Source organism: Amycolatopsis dongchuanensis (assembly GCF_039542405.1).
Taxonomy (GTDB): domain Bacteria; phylum Actinomycetota; class Actinomycetes; order Mycobacteriales; family Pseudonocardiaceae; genus Amycolatopsis_E; species Amycolatopsis_E sacchari.
In genome coordinates this window covers 91616-116086 of sequence record NZ_BAABIB010000054.1, presented here as the reverse complement: position 1 = coordinate 116086, position 24471 = coordinate 91616, and the positions used below count along the sequence as shown (strand labels likewise).

The 24471-nt window shown below is 72.0% G+C and carries 21 protein-coding genes; 9 read left to right on the top strand and 12 right to left on the bottom strand.

What is annotated here, in order from left to right:
• Positions 1 to 95 precede the first annotated feature (95 nt).
• Positions 96 to 1856, bottom strand: coding sequence for an Hsp70 family protein (locus tag ABFX51_RS11555; protein ID WP_346053723.1), 1761 nt, complete (start codon positions 1854 to 1856; stop codon positions 96 to 98).
• A 100-nt stretch (positions 1857 to 1956) separates the two neighbouring features.
• Here ABFX51_RS11555 and ABFX51_RS11550 point away from each other — a divergent pair, with 100 nt between their 5' ends.
• Positions 1957 to 6585: an ATP-dependent helicase gene (locus ABFX51_RS11550; RefSeq protein WP_346053722.1), complete on the top strand. Its 4629-nt coding sequence runs from the start codon at positions 1957 to 1959 to the stop codon at positions 6583 to 6585.
• 43 nt (positions 6586 to 6628) lie between these two features.
• A complete protein-coding gene (def, locus tag ABFX51_RS11545) occupies positions 6629 to 7129 on the top strand; it encodes a peptide deformylase (RefSeq protein ID WP_091512789.1) in 501 nt (166 codons plus the stop codon).
• 54 nt (positions 7130 to 7183) lie between these two features.
• Here def and ABFX51_RS11540 read toward each other — a convergent pair whose 3' ends face one another.
• The 5 genes from ABFX51_RS11540 to pdxR all read right to left on the bottom strand — a co-directional run bounded on the left by ABFX51_RS11540 (position 7184) and on the right by pdxR (position 12843).
• Positions 7184 to 8293, bottom strand: coding sequence for a GNAT family N-acetyltransferase (locus tag ABFX51_RS11540; RefSeq protein WP_091512787.1), 1110 nt, complete (start codon positions 8291 to 8293; stop codon positions 7184 to 7186).
• Between the two features lie 124 nt (positions 8294 to 8417).
• The gene (locus tag ABFX51_RS11535; RefSeq protein WP_091512785.1) at positions 8418 to 9062 is read right to left on the bottom strand and encodes a VOC family protein; all 645 of its coding nucleotides are present in this window, start codon (positions 9060 to 9062) and stop codon (positions 8418 to 8420) included.
• 888 nt (positions 9063 to 9950) lie between these two features.
• Positions 9951 to 10715, bottom strand: a complete 765-nt coding sequence (locus ABFX51_RS11530) for a maleylpyruvate isomerase family mycothiol-dependent enzyme (protein ID WP_346053721.1) — start codon at positions 10713 to 10715, stop codon at positions 9951 to 9953.
• Positions 10715 to 11212, bottom strand: a complete 498-nt coding sequence (locus ABFX51_RS11525) for an SAV_6107 family HEPN domain-containing protein (protein ID WP_346053720.1) — start codon at positions 11210 to 11212, stop codon at positions 10715 to 10717. The genes ABFX51_RS11530 and ABFX51_RS11525 overlap by 1 nt, the downstream gene beginning before the upstream one ends.
• Positions 11213 to 11361: 149 nt before the next feature.
• Positions 11362 to 12843, bottom strand: coding sequence for a MocR-like pyridoxine biosynthesis transcription factor PdxR (gene pdxR, locus ABFX51_RS11520; protein ID WP_346053719.1), 1482 nt, complete (start codon positions 12841 to 12843; stop codon positions 11362 to 11364).
• A gap of 28 nt (positions 12844 to 12871) precedes the next feature.
• Here pdxR and ABFX51_RS11515 point away from each other — a divergent pair, with 28 nt between their 5' ends.
• From ABFX51_RS11515 to ABFX51_RS11505, 3 genes are read left to right on the top strand one after another with little or no spacing between them, the layout of a single operon-like run.
• Positions 12872 to 13750, top strand: coding sequence for a DMT family transporter (locus ABFX51_RS11515; RefSeq protein WP_346053718.1), 879 nt, complete (start codon positions 12872 to 12874; stop codon positions 13748 to 13750).
• A gap of 12 nt (positions 13751 to 13762) precedes the next feature.
• Complete coding sequence (locus ABFX51_RS11510) at positions 13763 to 14263, top strand: YbaK/EbsC family protein (protein ID WP_091512776.1); 501 nt, start codon at positions 13763 to 13765, stop codon at positions 14261 to 14263.
• Positions 14260 to 14853 (top strand): GNAT family N-acetyltransferase, encoded by a 594-nt coding sequence (locus ABFX51_RS11505; protein ID WP_346053717.1) that lies wholly within the window; start codon positions 14260 to 14262, stop codon positions 14851 to 14853. Before ABFX51_RS11510 ends, ABFX51_RS11505 begins: the two co-directional genes overlap by 4 nt.
• Here ABFX51_RS11505 and ABFX51_RS11500 read toward each other — a convergent pair.
• The 4 genes from ABFX51_RS11500 to ABFX51_RS11485 all read right to left on the bottom strand — a co-directional run bounded on the left by ABFX51_RS11500 (position 14834) and on the right by ABFX51_RS11485 (position 19456).
• On the bottom strand, positions 14834 to 15727 hold the full coding sequence (locus ABFX51_RS11500) for a DMT family transporter (RefSeq protein ID WP_346053716.1): 894 nt from the start codon (positions 15725 to 15727) through the stop codon (positions 14834 to 14836). The genes ABFX51_RS11505 and ABFX51_RS11500 overlap by 20 nt on opposite strands.
• A 115-nt stretch (positions 15728 to 15842) precedes the next feature.
• Positions 15843 to 17504, bottom strand: a complete 1662-nt coding sequence (locus ABFX51_RS11495) for a DUF885 domain-containing protein (protein WP_346053715.1) — start codon at positions 17502 to 17504, stop codon at positions 15843 to 15845.
• Between the two features lie 35 nt (positions 17505 to 17539).
• On the bottom strand, positions 17540 to 18424 hold the full coding sequence (locus ABFX51_RS11490) for a methylenetetrahydrofolate reductase (RefSeq protein ID WP_091512978.1): 885 nt from the start codon (positions 18422 to 18424) through the stop codon (positions 17540 to 17542).
• 45 nt (positions 18425 to 18469) lie between these two features.
• Complete coding sequence (locus ABFX51_RS11485; protein WP_346053714.1) at positions 18470 to 19456, bottom strand: bile acid:sodium symporter family protein; 987 nt, start codon at positions 19454 to 19456, stop codon at positions 18470 to 18472.
• A 110-nt stretch (positions 19457 to 19566) separates the two neighbouring features.
• Here ABFX51_RS11485 and ABFX51_RS11480 point away from each other — a divergent pair, with 110 nt between their 5' ends.
• The 3 genes from ABFX51_RS11480 (at position 19567) to ABFX51_RS11470 (ending at position 22075) form a co-directional block, all read left to right on the top strand.
• Positions 19567 to 20427, top strand: a complete 861-nt coding sequence (locus ABFX51_RS11480; RefSeq protein WP_346053713.1) for a LysR family transcriptional regulator — start codon at positions 19567 to 19569, stop codon at positions 20425 to 20427.
• 237 nt (positions 20428 to 20664) lie between these two features.
• Positions 20665 to 21309, top strand: a complete 645-nt coding sequence (locus ABFX51_RS11475; protein WP_346053712.1) for a glycoside hydrolase family 11 protein — start codon at positions 20665 to 20667, stop codon at positions 21307 to 21309.
• Between the two features lie 85 nt (positions 21310 to 21394).
• Entirely contained in the window at positions 21395 to 22075 is a 681-nt protein-coding gene (locus ABFX51_RS11470; RefSeq protein WP_091512759.1) for a polysaccharide deacetylase family protein, read from the top strand.
• On the opposite strand, the gene ABFX51_RS11465 is transcribed toward ABFX51_RS11470, so the two are convergent.
• The gene (locus tag ABFX51_RS11465; RefSeq protein WP_346053711.1) at positions 22072 to 22758 is read right to left on the bottom strand and encodes a helix-turn-helix transcriptional regulator; all 687 of its coding nucleotides are present in this window, start codon (positions 22756 to 22758) and stop codon (positions 22072 to 22074) included. The two genes, ABFX51_RS11470 and ABFX51_RS11465, sit on opposite strands and share 4 nt — an antisense overlap.
• Before the next feature lie 84 nt (positions 22759 to 22842).
• On the opposite strand from ABFX51_RS11465, the gene ABFX51_RS11460 reads away from it, so the two are divergent.
• Positions 22843 to 23661 carry a serine peptidase gene (locus tag ABFX51_RS11460; RefSeq protein ID WP_346053710.1) on the top strand — a complete coding sequence of 273 codons (819 nt, stop codon included), beginning with the start codon at positions 22843 to 22845 and terminating at the stop codon, positions 23659 to 23661.
• Here ABFX51_RS11460 and ABFX51_RS11455 read toward each other — a convergent pair.
• Positions 23654 to 24430, bottom strand: a complete 777-nt coding sequence (locus tag ABFX51_RS11455) for a PIG-L family deacetylase (RefSeq protein ID WP_346053709.1) — start codon at positions 24428 to 24430, stop codon at positions 23654 to 23656. The two genes, ABFX51_RS11460 and ABFX51_RS11455, sit on opposite strands and share 8 nt — an antisense overlap.
• Positions 24431 to 24471: the final 41 nt, after the last annotated feature.

Sequence of the window (24471 nt, the reverse complement as noted above, 5' to 3'; positions counted from 1 at the left end):
TGAGCCAGACCGCGCTCACCATCGCCTCGATCGCCGTGCTCCTCGGGGCCCTCGTGGTCGCGCTGCGCGCGCTGTGGGGCATGCGGCGCAAGTGATCACGTGCCCGGCTGGACCGTCCGTTCGAAGTAGTCGGCCAGCTGGGACGCGCTCGACGCCTGCTGCCCGCTGCCCGCCTTCTGGTAGACCACCCCGGCCAGCGGCCGGTCGGCGACCGTGAAGACCAGCACCGACGCCGACTTCCCGCCCGCGGCGGAGTACGTGCCGGTCAGCGCGTTGCCCTGCCACCGCGCCTGGACCTGGTCACCGCCCACCGAGGTGAGCAGCCGGTCGGTGTACTCCTTCACGTCGGCCGCCGAACTGGCGTGCACGTAGGTGATCTGCGCCCCGGCGAGCGCGGGGGCCGAGCACGTGACGAGCACGCCGAGCCGCTGGCTCGCCGGCGGCGCGATGTCGCCGCTGCCCGCGCCGGGCGTGCACTGCGAGGTGTCCGCGATGGTGCCCGCCAGCTGGCGCAGGCAGCCGGTGAAGCCCTGTCCGTCGGGCGCGCCCGGCCGGGCGCACTCCTGCGCGCTGTACGTGGTCACCGAGGCACCCGACGGCCACAACAGGTACGTCAGCCCGGCCGCGACCAGGACCGCGACCACCGCGACGGCCGCGAGCACCGGCTTCTTCCTGCTCCGCTTCACCGGTGCCGGGTAGCTGGGAAAACCCGTCGGGAACACCATCGGGGGAACGGGCGGCGGGGCGACGGGCGGGGGTGGAACCTGCTGCGTCCGGCCGCCGATGCCCTCGCCGTGGACGTGGTGCGCGCCGAAGGCCACGGCGGTCTCCGGCTGGTCCAGGCTGACGGGCACCACCCCGAGGTGCTCGGCGATCATCGACCCGACCAGCGGCAGCCTGCTCGCGCCGCCGACGAGGTAGATGCCGGCCAGCCGGTCGGGGGTCAGGCCCGCCGCGGCCACGGTCCTGGACAGCAGTTCGACGCTGCGCAGCAGCGCCGGGCGGACCAGCGCTTCCAGCTCGCCGCGGGTGACCAGCACGTCCGTGAACGGTTCCGGCATCGGCACCTCGGTCTGCGGCAGCCGGGACAGCGCCTCCTTCGCCGCCTTCACGTCCTCCTGGAGCGCACGGCGGGTGCGCCGGTCCGCGGTGGACTCCGGGCGCAGCAACCGCTGCCAGCGCTGCGGGTCGCGGTGGGACACCTCCCGGCCGACGTGCACCATCAGCGCCTGGTCGACGTCGAGCCCGCCGAGGTCGGGAAGGCCGTTTTCGGCCAGCACGGCGAACCCGTTCGGGCCCGCGCCGACGACCGCGACGTCGAACGTGCCCGCCCCCAAGTCGTACACGGCGAGGGCCTGGCCGGGCGCGAGCCCGCGGCCCGGGAAGGACGCGAAGTGCGCGGCCGCGGCCACCGGTTCGGGTACGAGGTGTACCGGTCCGGCGTACCCCGCGAGGCGGACCGCGGTCATCAGCACGGTGCGTCGCGGCTGCCCCCACTCGGCCGGGTGAGTCAAGCGCAACTCATCGAGTTGTTCTCCGCCGAGCTGGCGTGTGGTCTCGTCCAGCACTCGGCGCAGCACGGCGGCGAGCGCTTCGTTGACCGGCACGACGTCCTGCCCCAGCAACAGGGTCTGCTCGTCGACGCGACGCTTCGGGTTGGGCTCGAACCGTGCCGGGTCGAGCCGGGCGCGGCGCTCGGCGTCCCGGCCGACGACGAGGGTGCCGTCCTCCGCCGCGAACACCGCGGAGGGCATGGTCGCCGAACCGTCCACCTCGACCACGCGGGGCGGCATGCCGTGGGCCGACAGGACGGCGACCGTGTTGGACGTCCCCAGGTCCACCGACAGGATCCGCACGCTCTCCCCCTCGCCATCCGCCCAGGTCGGGACCTGATGCTGTCATGCGGAAGGGGGGTCGCGGACGCGGACCCGCGAAAAATTGTCGGTGGGTCGGGTCATGATGGAGAACGTGACCGGAGTGCTCGACTCGTTCTCCCCCGCGACCAGGGACTGGTTCGCGGGGGCGTTCGCCGCGCCCACCGAAGCCCAGGCCGGGGCGTGGGAGGCGGCGCAGGCGGGTGAGCACGCGCTGGTCGTGGCGCCGACGGGGTCCGGCAAGACCCTCGCGGCGTTCCTCTGGGCGCTGGACCGGCTCGCCGTGGGTCCGCCGCCGGAGACCCCGGCGAAGCGCTGCCGGGTGCTGTACGTGTCCCCGCTCAAGGCGCTGGCCGTCGACGTGCAGCGGAACCTCCGTGCTCCGCTCGCCGGCATGTCGCAGGCCGCGCGCAGGCTGGGGCAGGAGCCACCGGAGATCACGGTGGGCATGCGCACGGGGGACACGCCGGCCGCCGACCGGCGGTCCTTCGCCCGCACCCCGCCGGACATCCTGGTCACCACGCCGGAGTCGCTGTTCCTCATCCTCACCTCGTCGGCGCGCGAGTCGCTGCGGGGCGTGGAGACGGTGATCGTCGACGAGGTGCACGCGGTCGCCGGCTCGAAACGCGGCGCGCACCTCGCGCTGTCACTGGAAAGGCTCGACGCGCTGCTGCCCCGCCCCGCTCAGCGCATCGGCCTGTCCGCGACGGTCCGCCCGGTCGACGAGGTGAGCGCGTTCCTCGGCGGCGGGCGCCCGGTGCGGGTCGTGCAGCCGAAACCGCTGAAGACGATCGAGGTGCGGGTCGAGGTCCCGGTCGAGGACATGGCGAACCTGGACGCTCCCCCGCCCACTCCGCTCGACGCGCTGCCGTTGCCGTCGGAGGGCGGGATCGGGACCAACGAGGAGATCGCGGGCGCGGCCGTGCGCAGGCCCTCGATCTGGCCGGCGGTCGAGGAACGGGTGCTCGAGCTGATCCGCGAGCACCGGTCCACGATCGTCTTCGCGAACTCCCGGCGGCTGACCGAACGGCTCACCGCGAGGCTCAACGAGCTCGCGGCCGAGCAGACGGAACTCGAACCGGGGCAACAGTTCCCGGCCGAGGCGATCGGCGGGTCGGGGCACACCACGGGCGCCGAGGTCACCATCGCGCGGGCGCACCACGGCTCCATGTCGCGCGAGCAGCGCACCCACGTCGAGGAGGAGCTGAAGTCGGGGCGGCTGCCGTGCGTCGTCGCGACGTCCTCGCTGGAGCTCGGCATCGACATGGGCGCGGTCGACCTCGTGGTGCAGATCGAGGCGCCGCCCACGGTCGCGTCCGGGCTGCAGCGCGTCGGCCGGGCCGGGCACCACGTCGGCGCGGTGTCCACCGGCGTGATGTTCCCCAAGTTCCGGGGAGATCTCGTGTCGTGCGCGGTGGTGTCCGAGCGCATGACGAGCGGGGCCATCGAAGCGGTCCGGTATCCCCGCAACCCGCTCGACGTGCTGGCCCAGCACGTCGTGTCCATGGTCGCGCTCGAACCGTGGACGGTGGAGGAGCTGGGCGCCCTCGTCCGCCGGGCCGCCCCGTTCGCCGCGCTGCCCGACGACGCGCTGCTCGCGGTGCTGGACATGCTCGCCGGCCGGTATCCGAGCGAGGAGTTCGGCGAGCTGCGGCCCCGGATCACGTGGGACAGGGTGACGGGTGAGCTGCGGGGGCGGCCGGGCTCGCAGCGGCTGGCCGTCACCTCGGGCGGCACGATCCCCGACCGCGGGTTGTTCACCGTGATGACCCCGGGCGGCGAGGGGCAGGCCGGGTCGCGCGTCGGCGAGCTGGACGAGGAGATGGTGTACGAGTCCCGGGTCGGGGACACCATCCTGCTGGGCACCTCGTCGTGGCGCATCACCGACATCACGCACGACCGCGTGATCGTCGTGCCCGCGCCGGGAGAACCGGCGCGCATGCCGTTCTGGAAGGGGGACGCACCGGGGCGGCCGCTGGAACTGGGGCGCGCGCTGGGCGCGTTCGTGCGTGAAGTGTCCAGTGTGGACAGCGAGAAGGCCAGGGCGCGGGCCGAAGCCGCGGGGCTGGACCAGCGCGCGTGTGACAACCTGCTGACGTACCTGGAGGAGCAGCGCGCCGCGACGCGGCACGTGCCCAACGACAGGACGATCCTGCTCGAACGCTTCCGTGACGAGCTGGGTGACTGGCGGATCGTGCTGCACTCCCCCTTCGGCGCGCAGGTGAACGCCCCGTGGGCGCTGGCGATCGCGGCCCGGCTCCGCGAGAACCGCGGGGTCGACGCCCAGGTCATGCACTCCGACGACGGCATCGTGCTGCGCCTGCCCGACGCGCTGGACGACGACGGCGGTGAGGTCACGATCACCGCCGAGGACGTGCTGATCGATCCGGAGGAGGTCGAGCAGCTGATCGTCGCCGAGGTCGGCGGCTCGGCGTTGTTCGCCGCCCGGTTCCGGGAGTGCGCTGCCCGCTCGCTCCTGCTGCCGCGCCGCGACCCGCGCAGGCGGACGCCCTTGTGGCAGCAACGGCAACGGGCGTCGCAACTGCTCGCGGTCGCGGCGAAGTACGAGCGCTTCCCGGTCGTGCTCGAGGCGATGCGCGAGTGCCTGCAGGACGTCTACGACGTGGGCGGGCTGCGGGAGCTGATGACGGACGTGCGCTCGCGGCGGGTCCGCGTCGTCGAGGTGGAGACGCCGGCCGCCTCGCCGTTCGCGCGCAGCCTGATGTTCGGCTACGTCGGGATGTTCCTGTACGAGACCGACGCGCCGCTGGCGGAGCGGCGGGCGGCGGCGCTGGCGCTGGATTCCGCGCTGCTGGCCGAGTTGCTGGGCACCGAGGCGATCCGGGAGCTGCTCGACCCGGAGGTGGTCGTGGAGGTCGAGCGCTCGCTGCAGCGCCTGGAGCCGGACAGGCACGCACGCAACGCCGAGGACGCGGCGGACCTGTTGCGGTTCCTCGGGGACCTCTCCACCGAGGAGGCCGCGGCGCGGGGTGTCGAGCAGTCGTGGCTGGCGGACCTGGTGGGCCAGCGGCGCGCCATCCCGGTGCGGATCGCGGGCGAGGAACGGTATCTGGCGATCGAGGACGCGGGCCGGGTGCGGGACGCGCTCGGAGTCGCGTTGCCGATCGGGGTACCGGAGGCGTTCACCGAGCCCGTCGCCGATCCGCTGGGTGATCTGCTGGCCCGGTACGCACGGACACACGGCCCGTTCCCGGCGCGGCAGGCGGCAGAGCGGTTCGGGCTCGGCACGGCCGTCGTGGCGGGCGTACTCGACAGGCTCACCGCCGAGGGGCGGCTCGTGCGTGGCGAGCTCAGTCCCGTCGGCCATCCGGACACGCACGGCGCCGGGGTGGAGTACTGCGACGCCGCGGTGTTGCGGCGGCTCCGCCGGGCCTCGCTGGCGAGGTTGCGGGCCGAGGTGGAACCCGTGGAACCCGCCGCGCTGGGCCGGTTCCTGCCGTCGTGGCACGGCATCGGGGCCCGGATGCGGGCGGCGCCGACGGCGGACGACGTGCTGTCGGTGATCGAACAGCTCGCGGGTGCACCGTTGCCGGCGAGCGCCGTCGAGTCGCTGATCCTGCCGAGCCGGCTGCCGGGGTACTACCCCGCGCTGCTGGACGAGCTCACCACGGCGGGTGAGGTGACGTGGGCCGGGTGCGGGGCGCTGGCCGGTGGTGACGGCTGGGTGGCGCTGGCGCCGGCCGACGTCGCCGACCTGCTGCTGCCGGAGATCGAAGAGAACGCGCCGGCCAGTCCGCTGCACGCCGCGATACTGTCCACTTTGGAGGGTGGCGCGTTGTTCTTCCGGCAGCTGGTGGACCGCGTGACGCTGCTGGTCGACAAGGCGCCCGCCGACGGCGAGGTCGTCGCGGCGCTGTGGGATCTCGTGTGGGCGGGGCACGTCACGGGTGACACGCTCGGTCCGTTGCGGGCACTGGTGTCCGGCCGGGGCGCGACGCACAAACCCCGGCAGTCGGCGCCGCGCGGCCGGTACGCGCGGATGCGGGCCGGCCGGCCGGCGATGCCCTCCCGGACGGGGCCGCCCACGGTCGCGGGGCGGTGGGGGCTTACGCCGTTGCGGGAAAGCGATCCGACGAGACGCACGCATGCGCGCACCGAGGCGTTCCTGGAACGGCACGGGGTGCTCACCCGCGGCGCACTCGAAACGGAACGCGTCACCGGCGGCTTTTCGGGGATCTACAAGGTACTTCGGGGAATGGAGGACTCTGGACAGGTCATCAGGGGATATGTGATCGAAGGCCTCGGCGCCGCGCAGTTCGCGGCCAGGGGCGCGGTGGACCGGTTGCGCGCGTTGTCGGACACTGCGGGAGGCCGTAAACCAGTCGACGCCGTGGTGCTCGCGGCGACGGACCCGGCTCAGCCGTACGGCGCGGCGCTGGCGTGGCCTCCTCCGACGGGGGAGACCAAGCATCGGCCCGCGCGCAAGGCGGGCGCGCTCGTCGTGCTGGTCGACGGGCTGCCGGTGCTGTACGTCGAGCGAGGCGGCAAGTCGTTGCTGTCCTTCACCGACGATGACGCGGCGTTGCGCTCGGCGGCGCAGGCGTTGTCGCGTGCGGTGCGGGAGGGCTGGCTGGGCCAGTTGGCGGTGCAGCGGGCGGACGGTGAGCAGGCGCTGACCTCGGCACTGGCCGACGTCCTTCGTGACGCCGGCTTCCGCGCGACGCCGAAGGGGCTCCGGCTCCGGGCCTGACCGGCATTAGACTCCCGCCCGGCAGAAAGGACGGGTGCCCAGGATGGCGTTGCGGGAACTGCGGTACTTCGGTGATCCGGTGCTGAAGACGGTGTGCGATCCGGTGACCCGTTTCGACAAGGGGCTGCGGCAGCTGGTGACCGACCTGCTGGACTCGGTCAAACCCGCGGGCCGCGCGGGGCTCGCCGCGCCGCAGATCGGGGTGTCGCTGCGGGTGTTCAGCTACGACGTCGACGGGCTGACCGGATACGTGATCAACCCGGAGATCGCCGAACTCTCCGAGGCGACGCACGAGATCGACGAAGGCTGCCTGTCCGTGCCCGAGTTGTGGTTCCCGGTCACGCGTGCCGTCCGTGCCGTGGTGCGCGGGGTCGACGTGAACAACGAACCCGTTGTGGTGGAAGGCAAGGACGTGCTGGCGCAGTGCCTGCAACACGAGACCGACCACCTCAACGGGATGCTCTACCTCGACCGCCTGAGCAAGGAGACCAAGCGCGAGGCGTTGCGCCAGGCCCGGGAGAAGGACTGGTTCTGGCGGCGCTGACCGGGTTCACCGGGCTCCCGAAGTGCTGCCTGGGTGTGCCCTGTACACGGGGAATCAGATCCGGCCGGGTACGCGCGGGGTCAGGTGTGCCGGGATGTCGATCCGCAGCAGGCCCTCCTCCTCGGGTTGTTGCGGCGCCAGCCCGGCTCGCACGGCGGTACGGAAAATGCCGTCTCGTCCGGGAAGCGAGACTGCCATCAGCCTGCGGTGCCCGCGGGCCGCGGCGATGACGGCGAGTCGTGCCATGAGCGCCGTGCCGACGCCTTTGCGCTGCCAGGCGTCGTCCACCAGCAGCGAGATCTCGGCGAGTTCGCCGCTGCCGGGGATGAGCTGACCGAGCCCGACGACTTCGTGCCCGCACACGGCGAGAAGGCTCATCCCGCGTGGCGGCATCAGGAGGCGGTGCAACCAGCGACGCGGCATGGTGCGCATTCCGGTGTGGTAGCGCTGGAACAGTGTTTGCGCGGAGCAGCGTTCATGCAGGGCGGCGACGGCGTCAGTGTCGCCGGGAAGTCCTTGCCGCAGCACGAGCGCCGCACCGTTCGAACAGGTCGCGACGGCGGGCCGGGAGACGTCGGCGCGGACGGCGTCGAGCAGGCCGAGCAGCGCTTCCGCCCGCGCCAGTTCCAGCTGCACGAACGGTGCCCAACGGCGGCGGGCGACGAGCGCGGTGGTGCCGTCCACGGCGAAGGCCGCGCGGTGACCGCCTTCGGAGCGGCCGGGATTCGCCTCGGCGAGCGGGACCACCGTCACGAGGTCGGCGGCCAGCACCTCACGCAGGACGTCGGCGTACCGGGAGGGGTCATCGACGGCGCGGCTGGCGGCGGTGAGGGTGGCAGCGGATGCGTCGACGAGTTCACGCACGTCGGCGTCGGCGATGGCCGAGCACTCGCAGCCCTCGTCCTGGATAGCGCGGACCAGCTGTTCCTTCGTCAGACCGGTGGCAGGCCGGATGACGATCTCGTCGAGCACGCCTCCCGGCACAGGCAGGACAGTCAGGCCGAGGATGTTGCACTCCAGGTCGGCCATCCGGATAGCGATCCGGGCGAGCATGCCCGGGCGGTCGTCCATCCGGATGCGCAGGCGCCAGGTGGTGGCGTCGGTGACTTCGACCTCTTGCTCGACCGGGGTCGGCCACGTCTCCGGCACATCGACGACCTGCATGGGTCTGACTCGGCGAATTTCCATTCCATAACGATCGCCGATGCTTGTTGCGCTCCGAGGACACCGGTGTTTCGCGCATGTCAGGCCTGCGAGGGCTTCCGCAACGTCGGCGAAACACAGGTGTTCAACCCTGGTTGAGCAGGACGAACTCGGTTCCTTCGGGATCGGTCTTGACCCTTTCGGGTGCGTCCGGGGCCCCGGCGAGCGCGAGGCGGAGGCGAGTGGGCCGGTCGAGGGGGTCCGGGGTGTGGAGGAACTCGAGCCACGGGCCGCGTCCGGTGGGTGCCCGCAAGCCGACGACGACTTCCTGCCGCGCTCCGATGCGCCACCCGCTCTGCCCGCTCCAGAACGATGCGAGCGCCAACGGGTCATGCACGTCGACGACGATCGCGGCGACGGTTTCGGTGGTGGTGTAGCCGGGGCGCGGTTCGAGGACGCAGAACTCGTTGCCCTCGGGGTCGGCCAGGACCTCCCACGGAACCTCGCCCTGGCCGACGTCCTTGCGTTGCGCGCCAAGGGAAAGCGCCCGCTCGACCTTCGCGCGCTGATCCGAGGCGGAGTAACTAGCCAGGTCGAGGTGGACGCGGTTCTTGCCGGTTTTCGGGGCCCGCTCGGGGACGAACACGAAATCCAGTTCGCACCCGTCGGTGACCGGTGCCCGCACGACATGATCGTCGACGACCTCCCACCCGAGGAGCGCGGCCCAGAACCGGGCGAGCCCCGCGGGCCGCACGGCATCAACCCACAGGGCGACAAGCCTTGTCGACATGGGCAGCACCGTACCGGGTGACGGCGGGGGTTTTTGGTGTTTGGGGTGGTTGTGGGCGCCGCTGCCGCGGTGGGGGAGGTGCGTGGGCGGTGACTGCGGGGCAGGAGGGACTCGGCACGCCTGACCGGGTGGCGTGAACAGGCCGACGGCGGAGGGTGGACAGACCGAGGGCGGAGGCGGGCGGAGCGGCAGTGGAGGCGGGCGGAGCAGCAACGGAGGCGGGCGGCGGAGGAGGTGGACCACGCGCGGGAGGGCAGCGGCGAAGGAGGTGGGCCGACGCGCGGGACGGCGGAGGGCGGCAGGCGGGAGGGCGGCAGGCGGGAGGGCGGCAGGCAGCGGGCCCATGGCGTGGGTGGGCAGGCGGTCGAGTTGGGCCGTCAGCGGCGGGCGAGGCCACTACCAGGAACCAGGACGTGGCACGACGTGGCTGCGGTGGCGGGAGGAGATCCACACCGTCGCCGCAACCGCGGCTGCCCGGCGCCATCGCAGCCCGAAGCCGCCAACGGTGGTGGTGCTGTGGGTGCGGTGAGGGGATGGCGATCCCCTCACCGCAGCCACCGCTGCGGCCAAAGCCACCATGCGGCACGGCCGCAGCCATCATCGCAGCCGTAGCCCGTGCCCCAGCCGCTGCCGCGGCACCGCTGCAGCCGACAGCCACCGCAGTGGCCATAGCCACCGCCGGGGCAGCACTACCGCAGCCAGAGCGCCGCTGTGGCCAAAACCACCGCAGCCCAAGCGCCACTGCGGCTAAAACCACCGCAGCCAGAGCGCCGCTGCCTCCAAAACCACCGCAGCCCAAGCCACCGCAGCCCAAGCCACCACAACCACCGCCGCCACCGCTCCCGTCCTCTCCCGGCTGCGCTTCCCCACGTGCCGGGTCTGGGCGGGTTACTTCGTGGCCAGGCGGAGTAGTGACCAGAACTGGGCGATGGCGTCATCGTCGCCGGACCAGTTCACGTTGCGTAGGGGGAGGCGGCCCCACGTCCACAGGTACATGGCCATCGGATCGGCGGTGACGGAGCCGTCCGCCGTGGCGGCTTCCTCCGCTGAGCAGTGCCAGGCCTCCGTCACGCCAGGCCCCGCCCTCGCGATCCAGTGGTGGCCTCCGCTGTGCACCGCCACCGTCCTGGTGATCGTGCCCGACAGGCCCAGCATCGGCAGCCGTTGGGCGAACCACGCCGACAGCACCTCGTCGATGCCGTCCACCGCGAAATCGTCCGCCACATCGGTGATGGGCTCGGCCGTGGCGTCCTCCAGGTCGTAACGGTGCACCGTGGTCTCGTGGGCCATCCGGCGCCACCAGAAGCCGTACGTGCGATCCGCCGGCCACCAGCTCGCCGCGTACGCATCGGGCTCGTGCGCGGCGAACTCGCCCAGCAGCGCGTCGAAACCCTGCCGCAGATAGTCCTCAAGGGACTGTCCCGGCGCCGGATACCGTTGCCAGTCCTTCGGTGCTCTTCCCTCCGTCATCCACAGCTTCGCCACGCGGTACACGCCGCCGATGTGCCGGACCACCTCGCCGACGGTGAACCCCGGGCACGTGGGCACGGGCGTGCTGGCAGGCGCCGCGTGCGAAGCGTCGATCAGCAACTCCACCTCGATACCGAGCGCGTCGAGAAAACGACCGTGGTCGATCAGGGCTTGACCGGCCATTACGGGCGCTGGGCCTTCCTCCGCCCCGGCGGCTCGGCGCACTGCCGGACGGCCTCGGCACGAGGGTGCACCACCCGGTCGGCCAGCTCGAGGAACAACCCGGCCTGACGGCACAGCTCCGCCGCCGAGGCCTCGGTGATCCGCCGCGTGATCCCCGCCTGCGCGGCGGCCCGCGCGGCCGAGTTCGCCGCGAAGTACGCCGACCACTCGGCCAGCTCGGGCGCCGCCGACTCCAGCAGCACCCACACGCTCGCGGGCCGGGCGCGCCCGCGGTGCGGGCGGCCACGGGCGGCGAGCACGGCGGCGCCACCCCGCAACGCCGCCAGGTAGGACGTGACGAACTTCGTGACCGGGTCCGTGGCGTGCTCCGCCTCGGCGAGCCCCTGCCGGGCCTCGTTCAGCAGAGCCACGGCGGCAGGCGCGGTGGGCGGCCGCACCGGCAACGGCAGCTCGTGCTGCCCCGAACCGGCACGGGACGCGACGGTGGCAATGGACATTGCCCCTCCCTGTTCTTGCTGGTGGCCACGGTGCCCGGCGCGGAGGCGCTTCCCCCGCTCCCACGCCGGGCACCGCACCGGCGAGCGCTCCACCGGGTGTCGAACCTGTGTTCGAGCGAGTTCCAGCCTAACTTCGAACACGTGTTCGTTCAAGCCTCGATCCGGTGATCGAACTCCCTTTCGTTCAGCGCGGAACCGAGCACCGCTATTCCCTCCGCCAGGTCGCCCGTCGCGCTCGCCGCGTAGCCCAGCACGAGCCCCGGCGGCCCCGGCCGCTGCCGGTGCCACGACAGCGGCTGCACCTTCACGCCCCGCTCCAGCGCGGTCGCCGCCAGCTCGACATCGGAGAACTCGCCGTCGAAGGTGATCGTCAGGTGCAGCCCGGCCGAGGCGCCGTGCACGCGGGCGCCCGGCAGGTGCTCGGCGAGTGCGGCGATCATCACGTCCCGCCTCCGGCGGTGCCGTCGCCGCAGCAACCGCAACTGGCGCTCCAGTTCGCCCGTTTCCACCAATTCCGCGAGCACGAGTTGGGGCAGGACGGAATTTCCGAGATCCGCCTCGCGTTTGGCGGCGACCACGGCAGAACGGTATTCCCGCGGCACGAGCAGCCAGCCCACCCGCAGCGCGGGCGCCAGCAGCTTCGACACGCTGCCCGCGTAGCAGATCCCATCGGCCCGCATCGAGCGCAGCGCGGGCACCGGCGGCCGGTCGTAACGGTGCTCGGCGTCGTAGTCGTCCTCGATGACCAGGCCGCCTTCGTCCACCCAGCGCAGCAGCTCCCGCCGGCGACCGCCGTCGAGGACCACGCCTGTCGGGAACTGGTGCGCGGGCGTCAGCAGCGCCACCGGCGCGCCGCTCGCACGCAGGTCCGCGACCCGCACCCCGCCGCCGTCCACCGGGACCGGCGGGGTCGCGAACCCCCAGCCCTGGAACTGCCGCCGCGCGCCCAGCGAGCCCGGATCCTCCACCGCCACCGTGGAAATCCCCTCCGCGGCGAGCACGCGCGCGAGCAGGACGAGCGCCTGCGCGACCCCGGCGACGACCACGACCTCGTCCGGGTCCACCGCGATCCCGCGGTTGCGGGCCAGCCACTGCGCGACCGCGGCGCGGAAGCGCGGGGCGCCCCGGGGGTCGCCGTACCCGAAGTCCGCCGGGGACAAGCGGTCCAGCACGCGGCGTTCGGCCCGCAGCCACGCCGCGCGCGGGAACGCGGCCAGGTCGGGCACGCCGGGCGAAAGGTCGATGCGAGCCGGGGCGGCGCGCAGGGACTCGAACACGTCCGGTCCGGCTTCGACCGGAAACCCTGACGGCGCACGCACAACCGGGCTCGGGGACGCGGCAGGCACGGCGACCACAACGGTCCCGGTGCGTCCGCGGCCCGCGATCTGCCCGCTTTCCGCCAACCGCCGGTACGCCTCGGTGACGACGCCCCGCGAGACGCCCAGTTCCCCGGCCAGCACGCGGGTCGGCGGCAGCCGGGCGCCGACGGGCAGCCGACCGTCGGTGATGGCGTGCCTAAGCCGTCCGGCGAGCCAGTCCGACAACCCGCCCGGCGGAGCCTCACGCACGTCGAGCTGCAGGAAGTCCGCGGCTTTGGACCAGTGTTCCGCGTCTTCTTTGGCCCTGTCCATCGGACCATTCTGACGACAGGCTGGCCGCATGCACAGCATCCGCACGGCCTTGCCCGGCGCCGCCGCGATGGCGTTCGTCGGCGGCAGCGTCACGGTTTCGGGCTCGCTCGGCGACGCTCCCCTGTTCACGACGCAGGCGATCCGCTACGCCATCGCGTTCGTCATCCTGCTGGCGCTGGCCAGGGCCACGGGGCACCGGATCCTCCTCCCGCGAGGTTGCGAATGGCTGTGGCTGGCCGGGGTCGCGGCGAGCGGGCTGGTGTTGTTCAACGTCGCGCTCGTGCGGGGCGGTGAGCACGCCGAACCCGCCGTCATCGCGGTGGCCGTCGCGTGCGTGCCGGTGCTGCTCGGGCTCGTCGGCCCGTTGGTGCAGGGACAGCGGCCGCACCGGCGGATCCTGCTCGCGGCGGTGGTCGTCACGGTCGGCAGCGTCCTCGTCGAAGGGACCGGCCGGACGGACGCGGCCGGCGTCGCGTGGGCCGCGGTGGCGCTGTTGTGCGAGGCGGGGTTCACGCTGCTCGCCGTGCCGGTGCTCGGCAGGCACGGCGCGTGGGGCGTGTCGCTGCACTCGGTGTGGCTCGGCGCGGTCATGTTCGCGCTGCTCGGAGCAGCCGAAGAAGACACGCTCCCCACCACGGGGACGGAATGGGCCGCGATCGCCTACCTCGCGGTCCTGGTCACGGCGGCGGCCTTCCTGCTGTGGTACTCGACCGTCGCCCGGCTCGGGCCGGGGCGCAGCGGGCTGCTCACCGGGATCGCGCCCGTCGCCGCCGCGCTCACCGGCGGTGACCTGCCGGGGCCGCTGGTCTGGACCGGGATCGCGGTCGTCGCGGCGGGGCTCGCCGTCGGCCTGGTGCTCACCCGGGCGGGAACGGAACCGAGCGTCGCCCGCACGGGCGGTCCGTGATCTCATATCGGTATGAGCAGCCTCGACCACCCGGCCGTCGCCAAGGTCGCCGCCGCACTGGCGGAAGCGGGCCAGCACGACGCCGCCCGCGGCATCCGCATCCTGCCCGCCGAGGTGCGCACGGCGGCACAGGCCGCCGAAGCGCTCGGCGTGACGGTGGGCGCGATCGCGAACAGCCTGATCTTCCGGGCCGTGTACGCCGACCACACCGGCCCGCTGTTGTCGCTGACCTCCGGCGCGCACCGGGCGGACACCGGCAGGCTCGCCGAGCTCGTCGGCGCCGTCTCCGTCGAGAAGGCCGACCCCGCCTTCGTCAAGGAGCACACGGGTCAGGTCATCGGCGGGGTCGCCCCGGTCGGCCACCCGGCCCGCATTCCCACGATCGTGGACACCGCGCTCGAGCAGTACGACGTCGTGTGGGCCGCCGCCGGGCACGCGAAGTCGGTGTTCCCCACGACGTTCGCCGATCTGCTGGCGCTCACCGGCGGGCAGGCCGCGGGAGTGGGTACATGACCACGGTGTCCACCCAGTTCGTGCCACTGACCGCGGACGACTTCCGCGCGCGCCTGCGCGAGGCGCTGGCCATCTACGTCGAGGCGATGCGCTACCCGCCGGGCACGGCGGAGCAGCGGGCCCCGATGTGGCTGACGCACGCGTTGCGCGACGGCTGGCGCGGGTTCGCCGCGCTCGACGCCGACGGGCGGCTGCTGGGCATCGCCTACGGCTACCGCGGCAACCCCGGCCAGTGGTGGCACGAGCAGGTGCGGCGGGGGCTGGTGCGGAGCGGCGGTGAGGCGGCGGCCGACCACTGGCTCGCCGACTACTTCGAGCTGACCGAGATCCACGTGCACCCGCGCAGCCAGGCCCACGGCATCGGCGAGAACCTGTTGCGGCGGCTGCTCGACGGAGTGCCGAACCGGCACGTGCTGCTGTCCACACCCGAGGGCCCGAGCCGGGCCTGGAAGCTCTACCGGCGGGTGGGGTTCGTCGACGTCCTGCGCGACTACCACTTCGCCGGCGATCCGCGGCCGTTCGCGATCCTCGGCCGCACCCTGCCGCTCGAGCCCCCGGGCGGGGCCTCCGTCACTCCCGCAGGTAGCTGACCGCCAGTGCGGTGACGAGCAGGGCGGCGCCGGTCCACCCGGTCACGCCCAGTTCGTCGTGCAGGAGGAACGCCGACAGCACGGCCGCCGTCAGCGGTTCCAGCAGCGCGGACAGCGCGGCGACGACGGGGGCCGCCGTGCGCAGCGCCAGGAAGTACGCGCCGTAGGCCACACCCGTCGGCACGAGGCCGAGGTACAGCGCGACCGCGACCACGTCGGGCCGCAGCGGCAGTGCCATGCCCGACGCCAGCCCGAGCGGCAGCAGCAGCACCCCGCCGACGAGCAGCCCGAACGCGGTGGTGCCGAACGAGTCGAGGCCCTCGACCGGGCGCCGGGTCACCAGGGTCAGCAGTGCGAACCCGGCACCGGCGGTCAGCGCGAGCGCGACCCCGCCGAGCAGCCGGCCGCCGCCGGACAGCCCGGCAGGCGACCACGTGAGCAGCGCGAGCCCGGCCACCGCGGCCGCCGTCGAAACGAGCGTGGTCGTGGCGGGACGGCGGCGCCGGACCGCGGTCGTGGCCAGCGTGACGAACACCGGCACGCTGCCGATCGTCACCATGGTCGCGAGGCTGACCGACGTCAGCGACACCGCACCGAAGTAGCACGCCTGGAACTGGCCGAGCAGCACCCCGGCCACGAGCAGCCGCCGCACCACCGGCACCGTCCACTGTGGACGACGCCGCGTGACGACGAGGAACAGCACCGTGCAGCCGCCGCCCAGCAGCAGCCGGAAGGCCGCCACGGACAACGGGTGCAGCCCGGCCTTTCCGGCCAGCAGACTGCCGGACAGACCACCGGTACCCCAGAGGATGCCGGCGAGGACCAGCGCGAACGCCGAACGGCCGCGCGCAGGCGCGGCAACGGAGGAAGACATGGGAAACGCTCCAGCGTCGAGGTTTTCGAGGACACCGACGCGGGGCGAAAGACGTGCGAGTGTTCCGCCCCGCTAGGCGCGGGGCGGTGGGGTGACGCGGTAGATGCGGTGCATGTCAGTCCAGTTCGGCCAGTTGGGTGCGAAGGGTGTCGAGGCCCATGCCGCCGAGGCGGAGGGCCTTGGTGTGGAACTCCTTGATGTCGAAGGAAGATCCCTGCCTGCGGCGGGCGTCCTCGCGGGCTTCGAGCCACAGCCGCTCACCGAGCTTGTACGCGGGCGCCTGCCCCGGCCAGCCGAGGTAGCGGTCGATCTCGTCGTGCACCAGCGGCGGGTCGGTGATGGTGCGGGTGAGCATGAACTCCAGGCCCAGCTCCGGGGTCCAGCGCTCGCCCTCGTGGAAGCCCGTGCCCTTCGGGATCTCCAGCTCCAGGTGCATGCCGAAGTCGACGAGCACGCGGCCGGCGCGGAACAGCTGCTCGGAGAGCATGCCGAACAGCTCACCGTCGTCGGAGAGGTAGCCGAGGTCCTGCATCAGCCGCTCGGCGTAGAGCGCCCAGCCCTCGCCGTGCCCCGAGACGAACGCCAGCATCCGCTGGAACCGGTTGAGCGAGGGCTGTGCGACCGCGGTCGCGATCTGCAGGTGGTGGCCCGGCACGCCCTCGTGGTAGACGGTGCTGACCTCGCGCCACGTGGAGAACTCGTCACGGCCCGGCGGCAGCGACCACCACATGCGGCCGGGACGGGAGAAGTCCTCGCTGGGACCGGTGTAGTACGCACCCGCGCCGCCACCGGGAGGCGCGATCCGGCACTCCAGCGCCATCAGCTCGTCGGGGATGTCGAAGTGCTTGCCGCGCAGCTCGCGCAGCGCGGTGTCGGACAGCCGCTGCATCCACTGTTCGAACTGCTTGCGGCCGTGCACCCGGTACTTCGGGTCGGCGTCGAGCACTTCGGCCACCTCGTGCAGCGTCGCGCCCGGCTTGATGCGGGCGGCCACCTCGCGCATTTCGCCTTCGAGGCGGGCGAACTCGCCCCAGCCCCACTCGTAGGCCTCACGCGGGTCGAGCGCGGCGCCGGTGAAGTAGCGCGACCACAGGCGGTACGCGTCCTCGCCGACGGCGTCCTTGACGCGGGCCTTGGGCGCCAGCTCCGCACGCAGGAACCCGGCCAGCTCGGCGTACGCCTCCTGCGCCGACCGCGCGCCGTGTTCGAGGTCCTTGCGCAGCGCCTCCGGGCCGTTCGCGACCAAGCTGTCGAAGAAGCCCTTCTCACCGCCCAGGCCCGCCCACGTCTCGGCCTGCTCGGCGACCTTCGTGACCTGCCGCAACGCGGGCGCGTTGCCCGCCTCGGCGGCGGCGAGCAGGGAGGCGCGGATGCCGTCGACGGCCACGGGGACCTTGTGCAGGCGGGCGGCGATGTTCGCCCACTGCTCCTCGGTGTCGGTCGGCATGAGGTCGAAGACCATGCGGAGGTCCTGCACCGGGCTGGCGATCACGTTCAGCGAGGCGGCGTCCAAGCCCGCTTCGTGGATCTCCAGGTCAAGCCCGACGCGCTCGGTGAAGACCGCCTTCGCGGCACGCTCACCGGCGTCGGCGGGTTCGGTGGCTTCGATCTCCGCGAGCGCGCGGCGGGACAGGGCAGCGCGGGCCGCGTGGCCCTCCGGCGAGTAGTCGGTGAGCTGGTCGTCGTAGCCGGGAATCCCCAGCTCCGTCGCGGCGACGGGGTGGGCCGCCGCGAACTCGGTCACGAACCGGTCGGAGATCTCGTGCACAGACGCCATGGGGGCAACCTACCTGCCCACGGCAAGCCGGTTTTTCAGGCCCGTACGGGCACCAGCCCGAGGCGCTGCACGACCTCGCGCGTCGCCTTCGAGCGGTTGAACGTGTAGAAGTGCAGGTCCGGCACACCCTCGGCGATCAGCCGCTCGCACAGCTCGGTCACCACGTCCAGCCCCTCGGCGCGGAACGCCTTCGGGTCGCTCTCCAGCGGCCCCAGCCGGTCGAGCAGCCACTGCGGGCACGCCGCGCCGGACAGCTTGATCGTGGTCTTGAGCGTGCGCGGCGTGGTCAGCGGCATGACGCCGGGGATGAGCAGCGCGTCACAGCCCGCGGCGGCGACCCTGTCCCGCAGCCGCAGGAAGTCCTCGGCCTCGAAGAACAGCTGCGCGATGCCGAACTCGGCACCGGCCTTGAACTTGCGCACGAGGTACTTGGTGTCGGTGTCGAGATCGGCCGAACGCGGGTGGCCGTACGGGAAGGCCGACACGCCCACGCAGAAGTCACCGAGCGAACGGACGAGTTCGACCAGCTCCTCCGCGTAGGTGAGCCCCTCGGGGTGCGGCACCCATTCGCCGTACGGGTCGCCCGGCGGGTCACCACGCAGCGCGAGGATGTTGCGCACGCCGACGGCGGCATACCAGCCGATGACGTTGCGCAGCTCGGCGACCGAGTGGTCCACCGCCGTCAGGTGGGCCATCGGGACCAGCGTGGTCTCGGTGGCCACCCTCGCGATGTTGCGGATCGTGCCGTCACGGCTCGACCCGCCCGCGCCGTAGGTGATGGACATGTACGCCGGGTCGAAGCCCTCCAGCTCGCGGATGGAGCGCCACAGCACGGCCTCGTCGGCGGCGTCGCGGGGCGGGAAGAACTCCACGGAGAACACCGGGGACGTGCCCCGCAACCGTTCGACGACCGTCTTCATGCGGCTCATACTAATGGCCTGAGGCGCCTGCGACATATGTCTCGTTCAGGAAGCGAGTTCGGGCTGCCGCGCGCCCCACCGGCGGGCGAGCACCGCGCAGATCATCAGCTGGGCCTGGTGGAACAGCATCAGCGGCAGCACGATGAGCCCCACGCTGTGGGCGGGGAACAACACGGTGGCCATCGGCAGCCCGCTGGCCAGGCTCTTCTTCGACCCGCAGAAGACGATCGCGATCCGGTCCTCGCGGGCGAAGCCAAGGCGCGGGGTGAGGAACCGCAGCACGCCCAGCACGACGAAGAACAGCACCAGGTTCACGACCAGCAACACGACGAGCGAGACCCAGCTGAGCCGGTGCCAGATCCCGGCGACCACGCCCTCGCTGAACGCCGTGTAGACGACGATGAGGATGACGCCGCGGTCGGCCCGGCCCAGCACCTTCTTGTGCGCGGTGATCCAGCCGCCGATCCACCGGCGGAGGAGCTGCCCGGCGAGGAACGGCACGAGCAGCTGCAGCACGATGTCGGTCACCGAGTGCAGCGAGAAGCCGTTGCCCGTGGTGTTCAGCAGCAGGCCCACCAGCAGCGGCGTGAGCACGATGCCGATGAGGCTGGAGAACGACGCGGCGCAGATCGCGGCCGCCACGTTGCCGCGGGCGATCGACGTGAACGCGATCGAGGAGTTCACTGTGGACGGCAGCGCACACAGGAAGATCACGCCCGCCACCAGTTCCGGGCTCAGCACCGAGGGTTCCAGCAGTTTCGCCGCCAGGCCCAGCAGCGGGAACAGGACGAAGGTCGAGACGAGGATCGTCAGGTGCAGCCGCCAGTGCCGGAGCCCGGCCATCGCCTCCGCTGTGGACAGTCGCGCGCCGTAGAGGAAGAACAGCGCGCCGACACCGACCGAGCTGACCGCCGACGCGACGTCCGCACCCTGGCCGCGCGCGGGGAACAGGGCGGCGACCCCGACCGCGGCGAGGATGCCGAGGATGAACGGGTCGATCCGGGTTTTCGCGAGCAACGCCGCCCCACGCATGAATCCGGTCCTTTCGCTGGGATCCTCCGATCTTGGGCCGGAACGAGCCGATTGTGAAGTATGATCGCTGCTCTAACTGTTATCGCGAACCGTGATATACGCTCGGACGGGTGCTGGACCCGGTGTGGCTGAGGACGTTCCTCGTGGTCGCGGAGACGCGCAGCTTCACGCGCGCCGCGCAACGGCTCGGGCTGCGGCAGTCCACCGTCAGCCAGCACGTTCGCAAGCTGGAGCGGGCGAGCACGCAGCAGCTGTTCGTGCGGGACACGCACTCGGTGGAGCTCACGGCCGACGGCGAGGCGATGATCGGGTTCGCTGCCAACGTGCTCGACACGATCGAGACGGCTATGAACTATTTCACAGGCGGCGAGCTGCGGGGCCGCGTCCGCTTCGGCGCCTCGGAGGACTTCGTGGCCGGCCCGCTGCCGGAGATCCTCGGCGAGTTCCGGCGCACGCACCCACGCGTGGACCTGGAGCTGACGGTGGCGTTGTCCGGTGTGCTGCACGAGCAGCTGCGTGCGGGCGAACTGGATCTGGTGCTGGGCAAGCGGGCCGCGGGCGAGGACGGCGTCGGTGCACTGTGGACGGAGCCGCTGGTGTGGGTGGGCCGTGAGGGCTTCGAACTCGATGCCGGCGAACCCGTGCCGCTGATCGCTTACCCGCCCCCGAGCATCACTCGCGCCCGCGCGCTCGACGCCCTGCGGCGCGCGGGACGGCAGTGGCGCGGCGTGTGCACGAGCGGCAGCCTCAACGGGTTGCGCGCCGCCGCGCTCGCCGGGCTCGGGGTCGCGGTGTTCGCGCGCAGCCTGGTGCCCGCCGGGCTCGTCGAACTGCCCGCCGGCCACGGTCTGCCCGATCCCGGTGAGGTCGAGTTCGTGCTCACCGCGCGCCGCGCGGCGCTGCACGGTCCGACGGCGGCGCTGTCGGACGCCATCCGCGCGGGCGCGAGCCGGCTGCACGGCACCCCCTGAACCATTCCGAAAATTTTCGGAAATCGTCGCGATCATGATTTCCGGAATGGTCACCCCTCCGGCGCAGCCCCATTCCAGGCATTCGAAAACTTTCGAAATCCGTGGTTGACACCGTTGGAAAATCAGGGGCATACTCGGTCCACCGATCGGTACTTCCTCGCCACCAGTCAGCGTCGATGAGGAGGAAATCGACCCATGAAACACGCCTTCAGATCCCCCGGAAACGGTCGGAGGAAAGTGCTTTTCGGCACGATCTGCGCCGCACTGCTGGCCGTGACCACGGTTTTCGCACCCGGTACCGCGAGCGCGGACACTACCATCACCACCAACCAGACCGGGACGAACAACGGGTACTACTACTCGTTCTGGACCGACGGCGGCGGCCAGGTCGCGATGACGTTGTCCTCGGGCGGCAACTACCGCACCAACTGGACCAACTGCGGGAACTTCGTCGCGGGCAAGGGATGGAGCAACGGCAGCCGCCGGACGGTGAGCTACTCGGGCAGCTTCAACCCGTCCGGCAACGCTTACCTCTCGTTGTACGGGTGGACCTCGAACCCGCTGGTGGAGTACTACATCGTCGACAACTGGGGTACGTACCGGCCCACCGGCACCTACAAGGGCACGGTCACGTCCGACGGCGGCACGTACGACATCTACGAGACGACGCGGTACAACGCGCCGTCCGTCGAAGGCACCAAGACGTTCAACCAGTACTGGAGCGTCCGGCAGTCGAAGCGGACCGGTGGCACGATCACGACCGGAAACCATTTCGACGCGTGGGCCCGGGCCGGTATGCCGCTCGGCAGTTTCAATTACTACATGATCCTGGCGACCGAGGGATACCAGAGCAGCGGTAACTCGAACATCACGGTGGGCTGAAAAAACACCCCGATCAGCGGTCTCCCGCGCAGCCCAGTCGCGGGAGACCGCTCCCCGACGCGCGCACAATAAAAAAGGAATTGTCATGTCCAGGAAATCGCGTTTCCGCCGTGGGCTCGCGGCCGCCGCGGTGGCGGCGGCGGGAGCCACCGCACTGACCGTCGCAGCCGCTCCCGCACAGGCCGCCTCGTGCAGCGGCTACGTCGGGCTCACGTTCGACGACGGCCCTTCCGGCAACACCCCGGCGCTGCTCAACGCGCTGCGGCAGAACGGTTTGCGGGCCACGATGTTCAACGAGGGCCAGTACGCGGCCGCCTACCCCGCGCAGGTCGCCGCGCAGGTCAGCGCCGGGATGTGGGTGGGCAACCACACCTACACGCACCCGCACCTGACGCAGCTGAGCCAGGCACAGGTCGATTCGGAGATTTCCCGTACGCAGCAAGCGATCGCGAACGCGGGCGGCGGCACGCCGAGGCTGTTCCGCCCGCCCTACGGGGAGACGAACTCGACGGTGCAGTCGGTCGCCGCCCGCTACGGCCTCACGCAGATCATCTGGGACGTCGACTCGCAGGACTGGAACGGCGCGAGCACCGACGCGATCGTCCAGGCGAACGCGCGGCTGACGAACGGGCAGATCATCCTCATGCACGACTGGCCGGCGAACACCGTCGCCGCGATCCCGCGCATCGCGCAGACGCTGGCGAGCAAGGGGCTGTGCGCCGGGATGATCTCCCCGCAGACCGGCCGGGCGGTGGCGCCGGGTTAGTCCCCCCGCCGTTCCCTCAGCAGGTCGCGGGGCGGGAGCCCGGCCAGGGCGCGGACTTCGCGGGCCAGGTGTGCCTGGTCGGCGAAGCCCGCGTCCGCTGCCAGGTCCGCCAGTGAAACCCGCGTGGTGTCCGCCGCGTACAGGAACCGCTGGAACCGTCCCACCCGGTGCACCGCCTTCGGCGTCATCCCCGTGTGGTCGAGGAACAGCCGCCGCAGGTGGCGGTCCGCCACACCCAGCTCCTCGGCGACCGCCGCGACCGTGGTGCCACCGGACCACAGCCTCCGCACGGCGTGGGTCACGCGGGGGTCCGCCGAGGACTTCCGCAGCGGCTCGGGCAGTACGCCCTCCCACACCTGCTCGACGGCGAGGCGCGCCAGCCGCTCCGGCAGGACCTCCGACACCGGCACGGTCGCTCCCGCCAGCTCGTGCGCGGGCAGCCGCAGCACGGGTCCGAGCGCTTCCGTGCGCAACCTCAGCCCCCGCAGGTGCGCGCCCGGCGGGAGCGGGACGAGCGCGACGTCCAGCGCCGGCCCGACGAAAATCGCCTCCCCGTCGTCGAACACGACGAGGTCCGAACAGCCGTCCGGCACGACCCGCTGCACCCGCCCGTCCGCACCGGCCCGCTGCTCCCACCAGCAGCGCACGACTCCGGACCCGGGCCTCGCTCGATAGGTGGACACAGGTGCGAGTATGGCCGCGGCAGGTAACGGCGGACAGCGGCAGGACGACTTCTCCCCTGTCCGGATGGCGACGAAGGGATGCGGATGCTCCGGGTACTCGGCGTGCACGGGATCGGTACCCATCGTTACCACCGCCGGAAGGGCTCCGCCCCGGAGGCGGCGAAAGCGCTTGCCGCGGACTGGTTCCAGCACCTGGGCACGGCGATGCCGTCGAACTCCTCCGTGGACCTCGAGGTCGCCTACTACGCCCACCACCTGCACCCCGAGTCCGGGCACAGCCTCGACGAGGACCCGGATTCGCTCTCCCCGTCCGAACAGCACCTGCTGACCGAGTGGATCGCGCTCCTGCGCCCCGGCATGACCGCGGCACCACCGGAGGACCGCCTCGCGCTCGCGAACGACTGGCTCCTCCGCGCGCACGGCCCCGGCACCCGCCTGTTCGCGCTGACGTTCTGCCGCGAGCTGCACGCCTACCTCGACGCCGAAGAGGCGAGGCAGGCCGCCACGCGGTCCGTCGCCGAGGCGATCGACGAGCAGCGGCCCCAGGTCGTGGTGGCCCACTCGCTCGGCAGCGTCGTGGCCTACGAAGCGCTGTGGGCGCACCAGGAACACGACGTCGACCTGCTCGTGACGCTGGGCAGCCCGCTCGCGCAGCCGGTCGTGCTCGACCGGCTGCGGCCGCCGGAGAACCGCACCCGGCCGCCGCTCGTGCGGCGGTGGGTGAACATCGCGGACCTCGACGACATCGTCGCGGTCCCCGTGCGCGGCATCTCCCGGGAGTTCAAGGGCGTCGACGAGGACCTGTCGATCGCCGCGGGCATGTGGGAGTTCCAGACCCCGGGCGCCTACCTGCGTTCGGGCGACGTCGCCGACGTCGTCTTCGGCAGGCGCAGCCTCACTTGAACAGGTCGTCGGTGAGCTCGCCCGGCTCGGCGCCGACGCGGATGAAGCACTCCGTCCCGAAGGTGTAGCGGAACACGTCGTCGGGCGTGCCGAGGAAGAACGAGTCCTCGCTGATCTGGCTCGGGTGCGCACGCATCGCCTGGCGCTTGTACTCCAGCCACGGCGTGACGTCCACCACCGTCGTGATCTCGCTCTCCGGCTTGCCGATCCCCTCGATCTCCTCCAGCGAGGGCAGCGGCAGACCCGCGTCGGCCATCTCGGCGACGCCCCGGCGCATGTGGTCGCGGTTCACGGTCGACTGGAAGACCCGCGGGGTGCCGGCGAGCTCCGCGGCCCGCATGCCGACGCGGTGCACCTGGATGTGGTCGGGGTGGCCGTAGCCGCCGTTGTCGTCGTAGCACGTCAGGACCTCGGCGTTCTCCTCGCGCAGGATCGCCGCGAGCTTCGCCGCGGCCTCCTCGACCGGCGCGGTCCAGAACGTGCCGGGCTCGTCGTTGGTCGGCTCGCCCATCATCCCGGAGTCCGCGTAGCCGAGGAACTCCACCCTGGACACGCCCAGGATCTCGGCCGCGGCAAGGGTTTCGGCCACGCGGCGCTCGGCCAGCGACTCGCCGTCGGACAGCAGGCCGGGCGGGATCTCGCCCTGCTCGCCGCGGGTCGCCACGACGAGGACGACGCGGTGGCCGTCCTCGTGGGCCTTGCGCATCACCCCGCCGCAGGAGATGCACTCGTCGTCGGGATGGGCATGGAAGGTCACGAAGGTCGCCACCAGGCGAGATTACGGAAATGCTCACACCGTGACCACCCCGC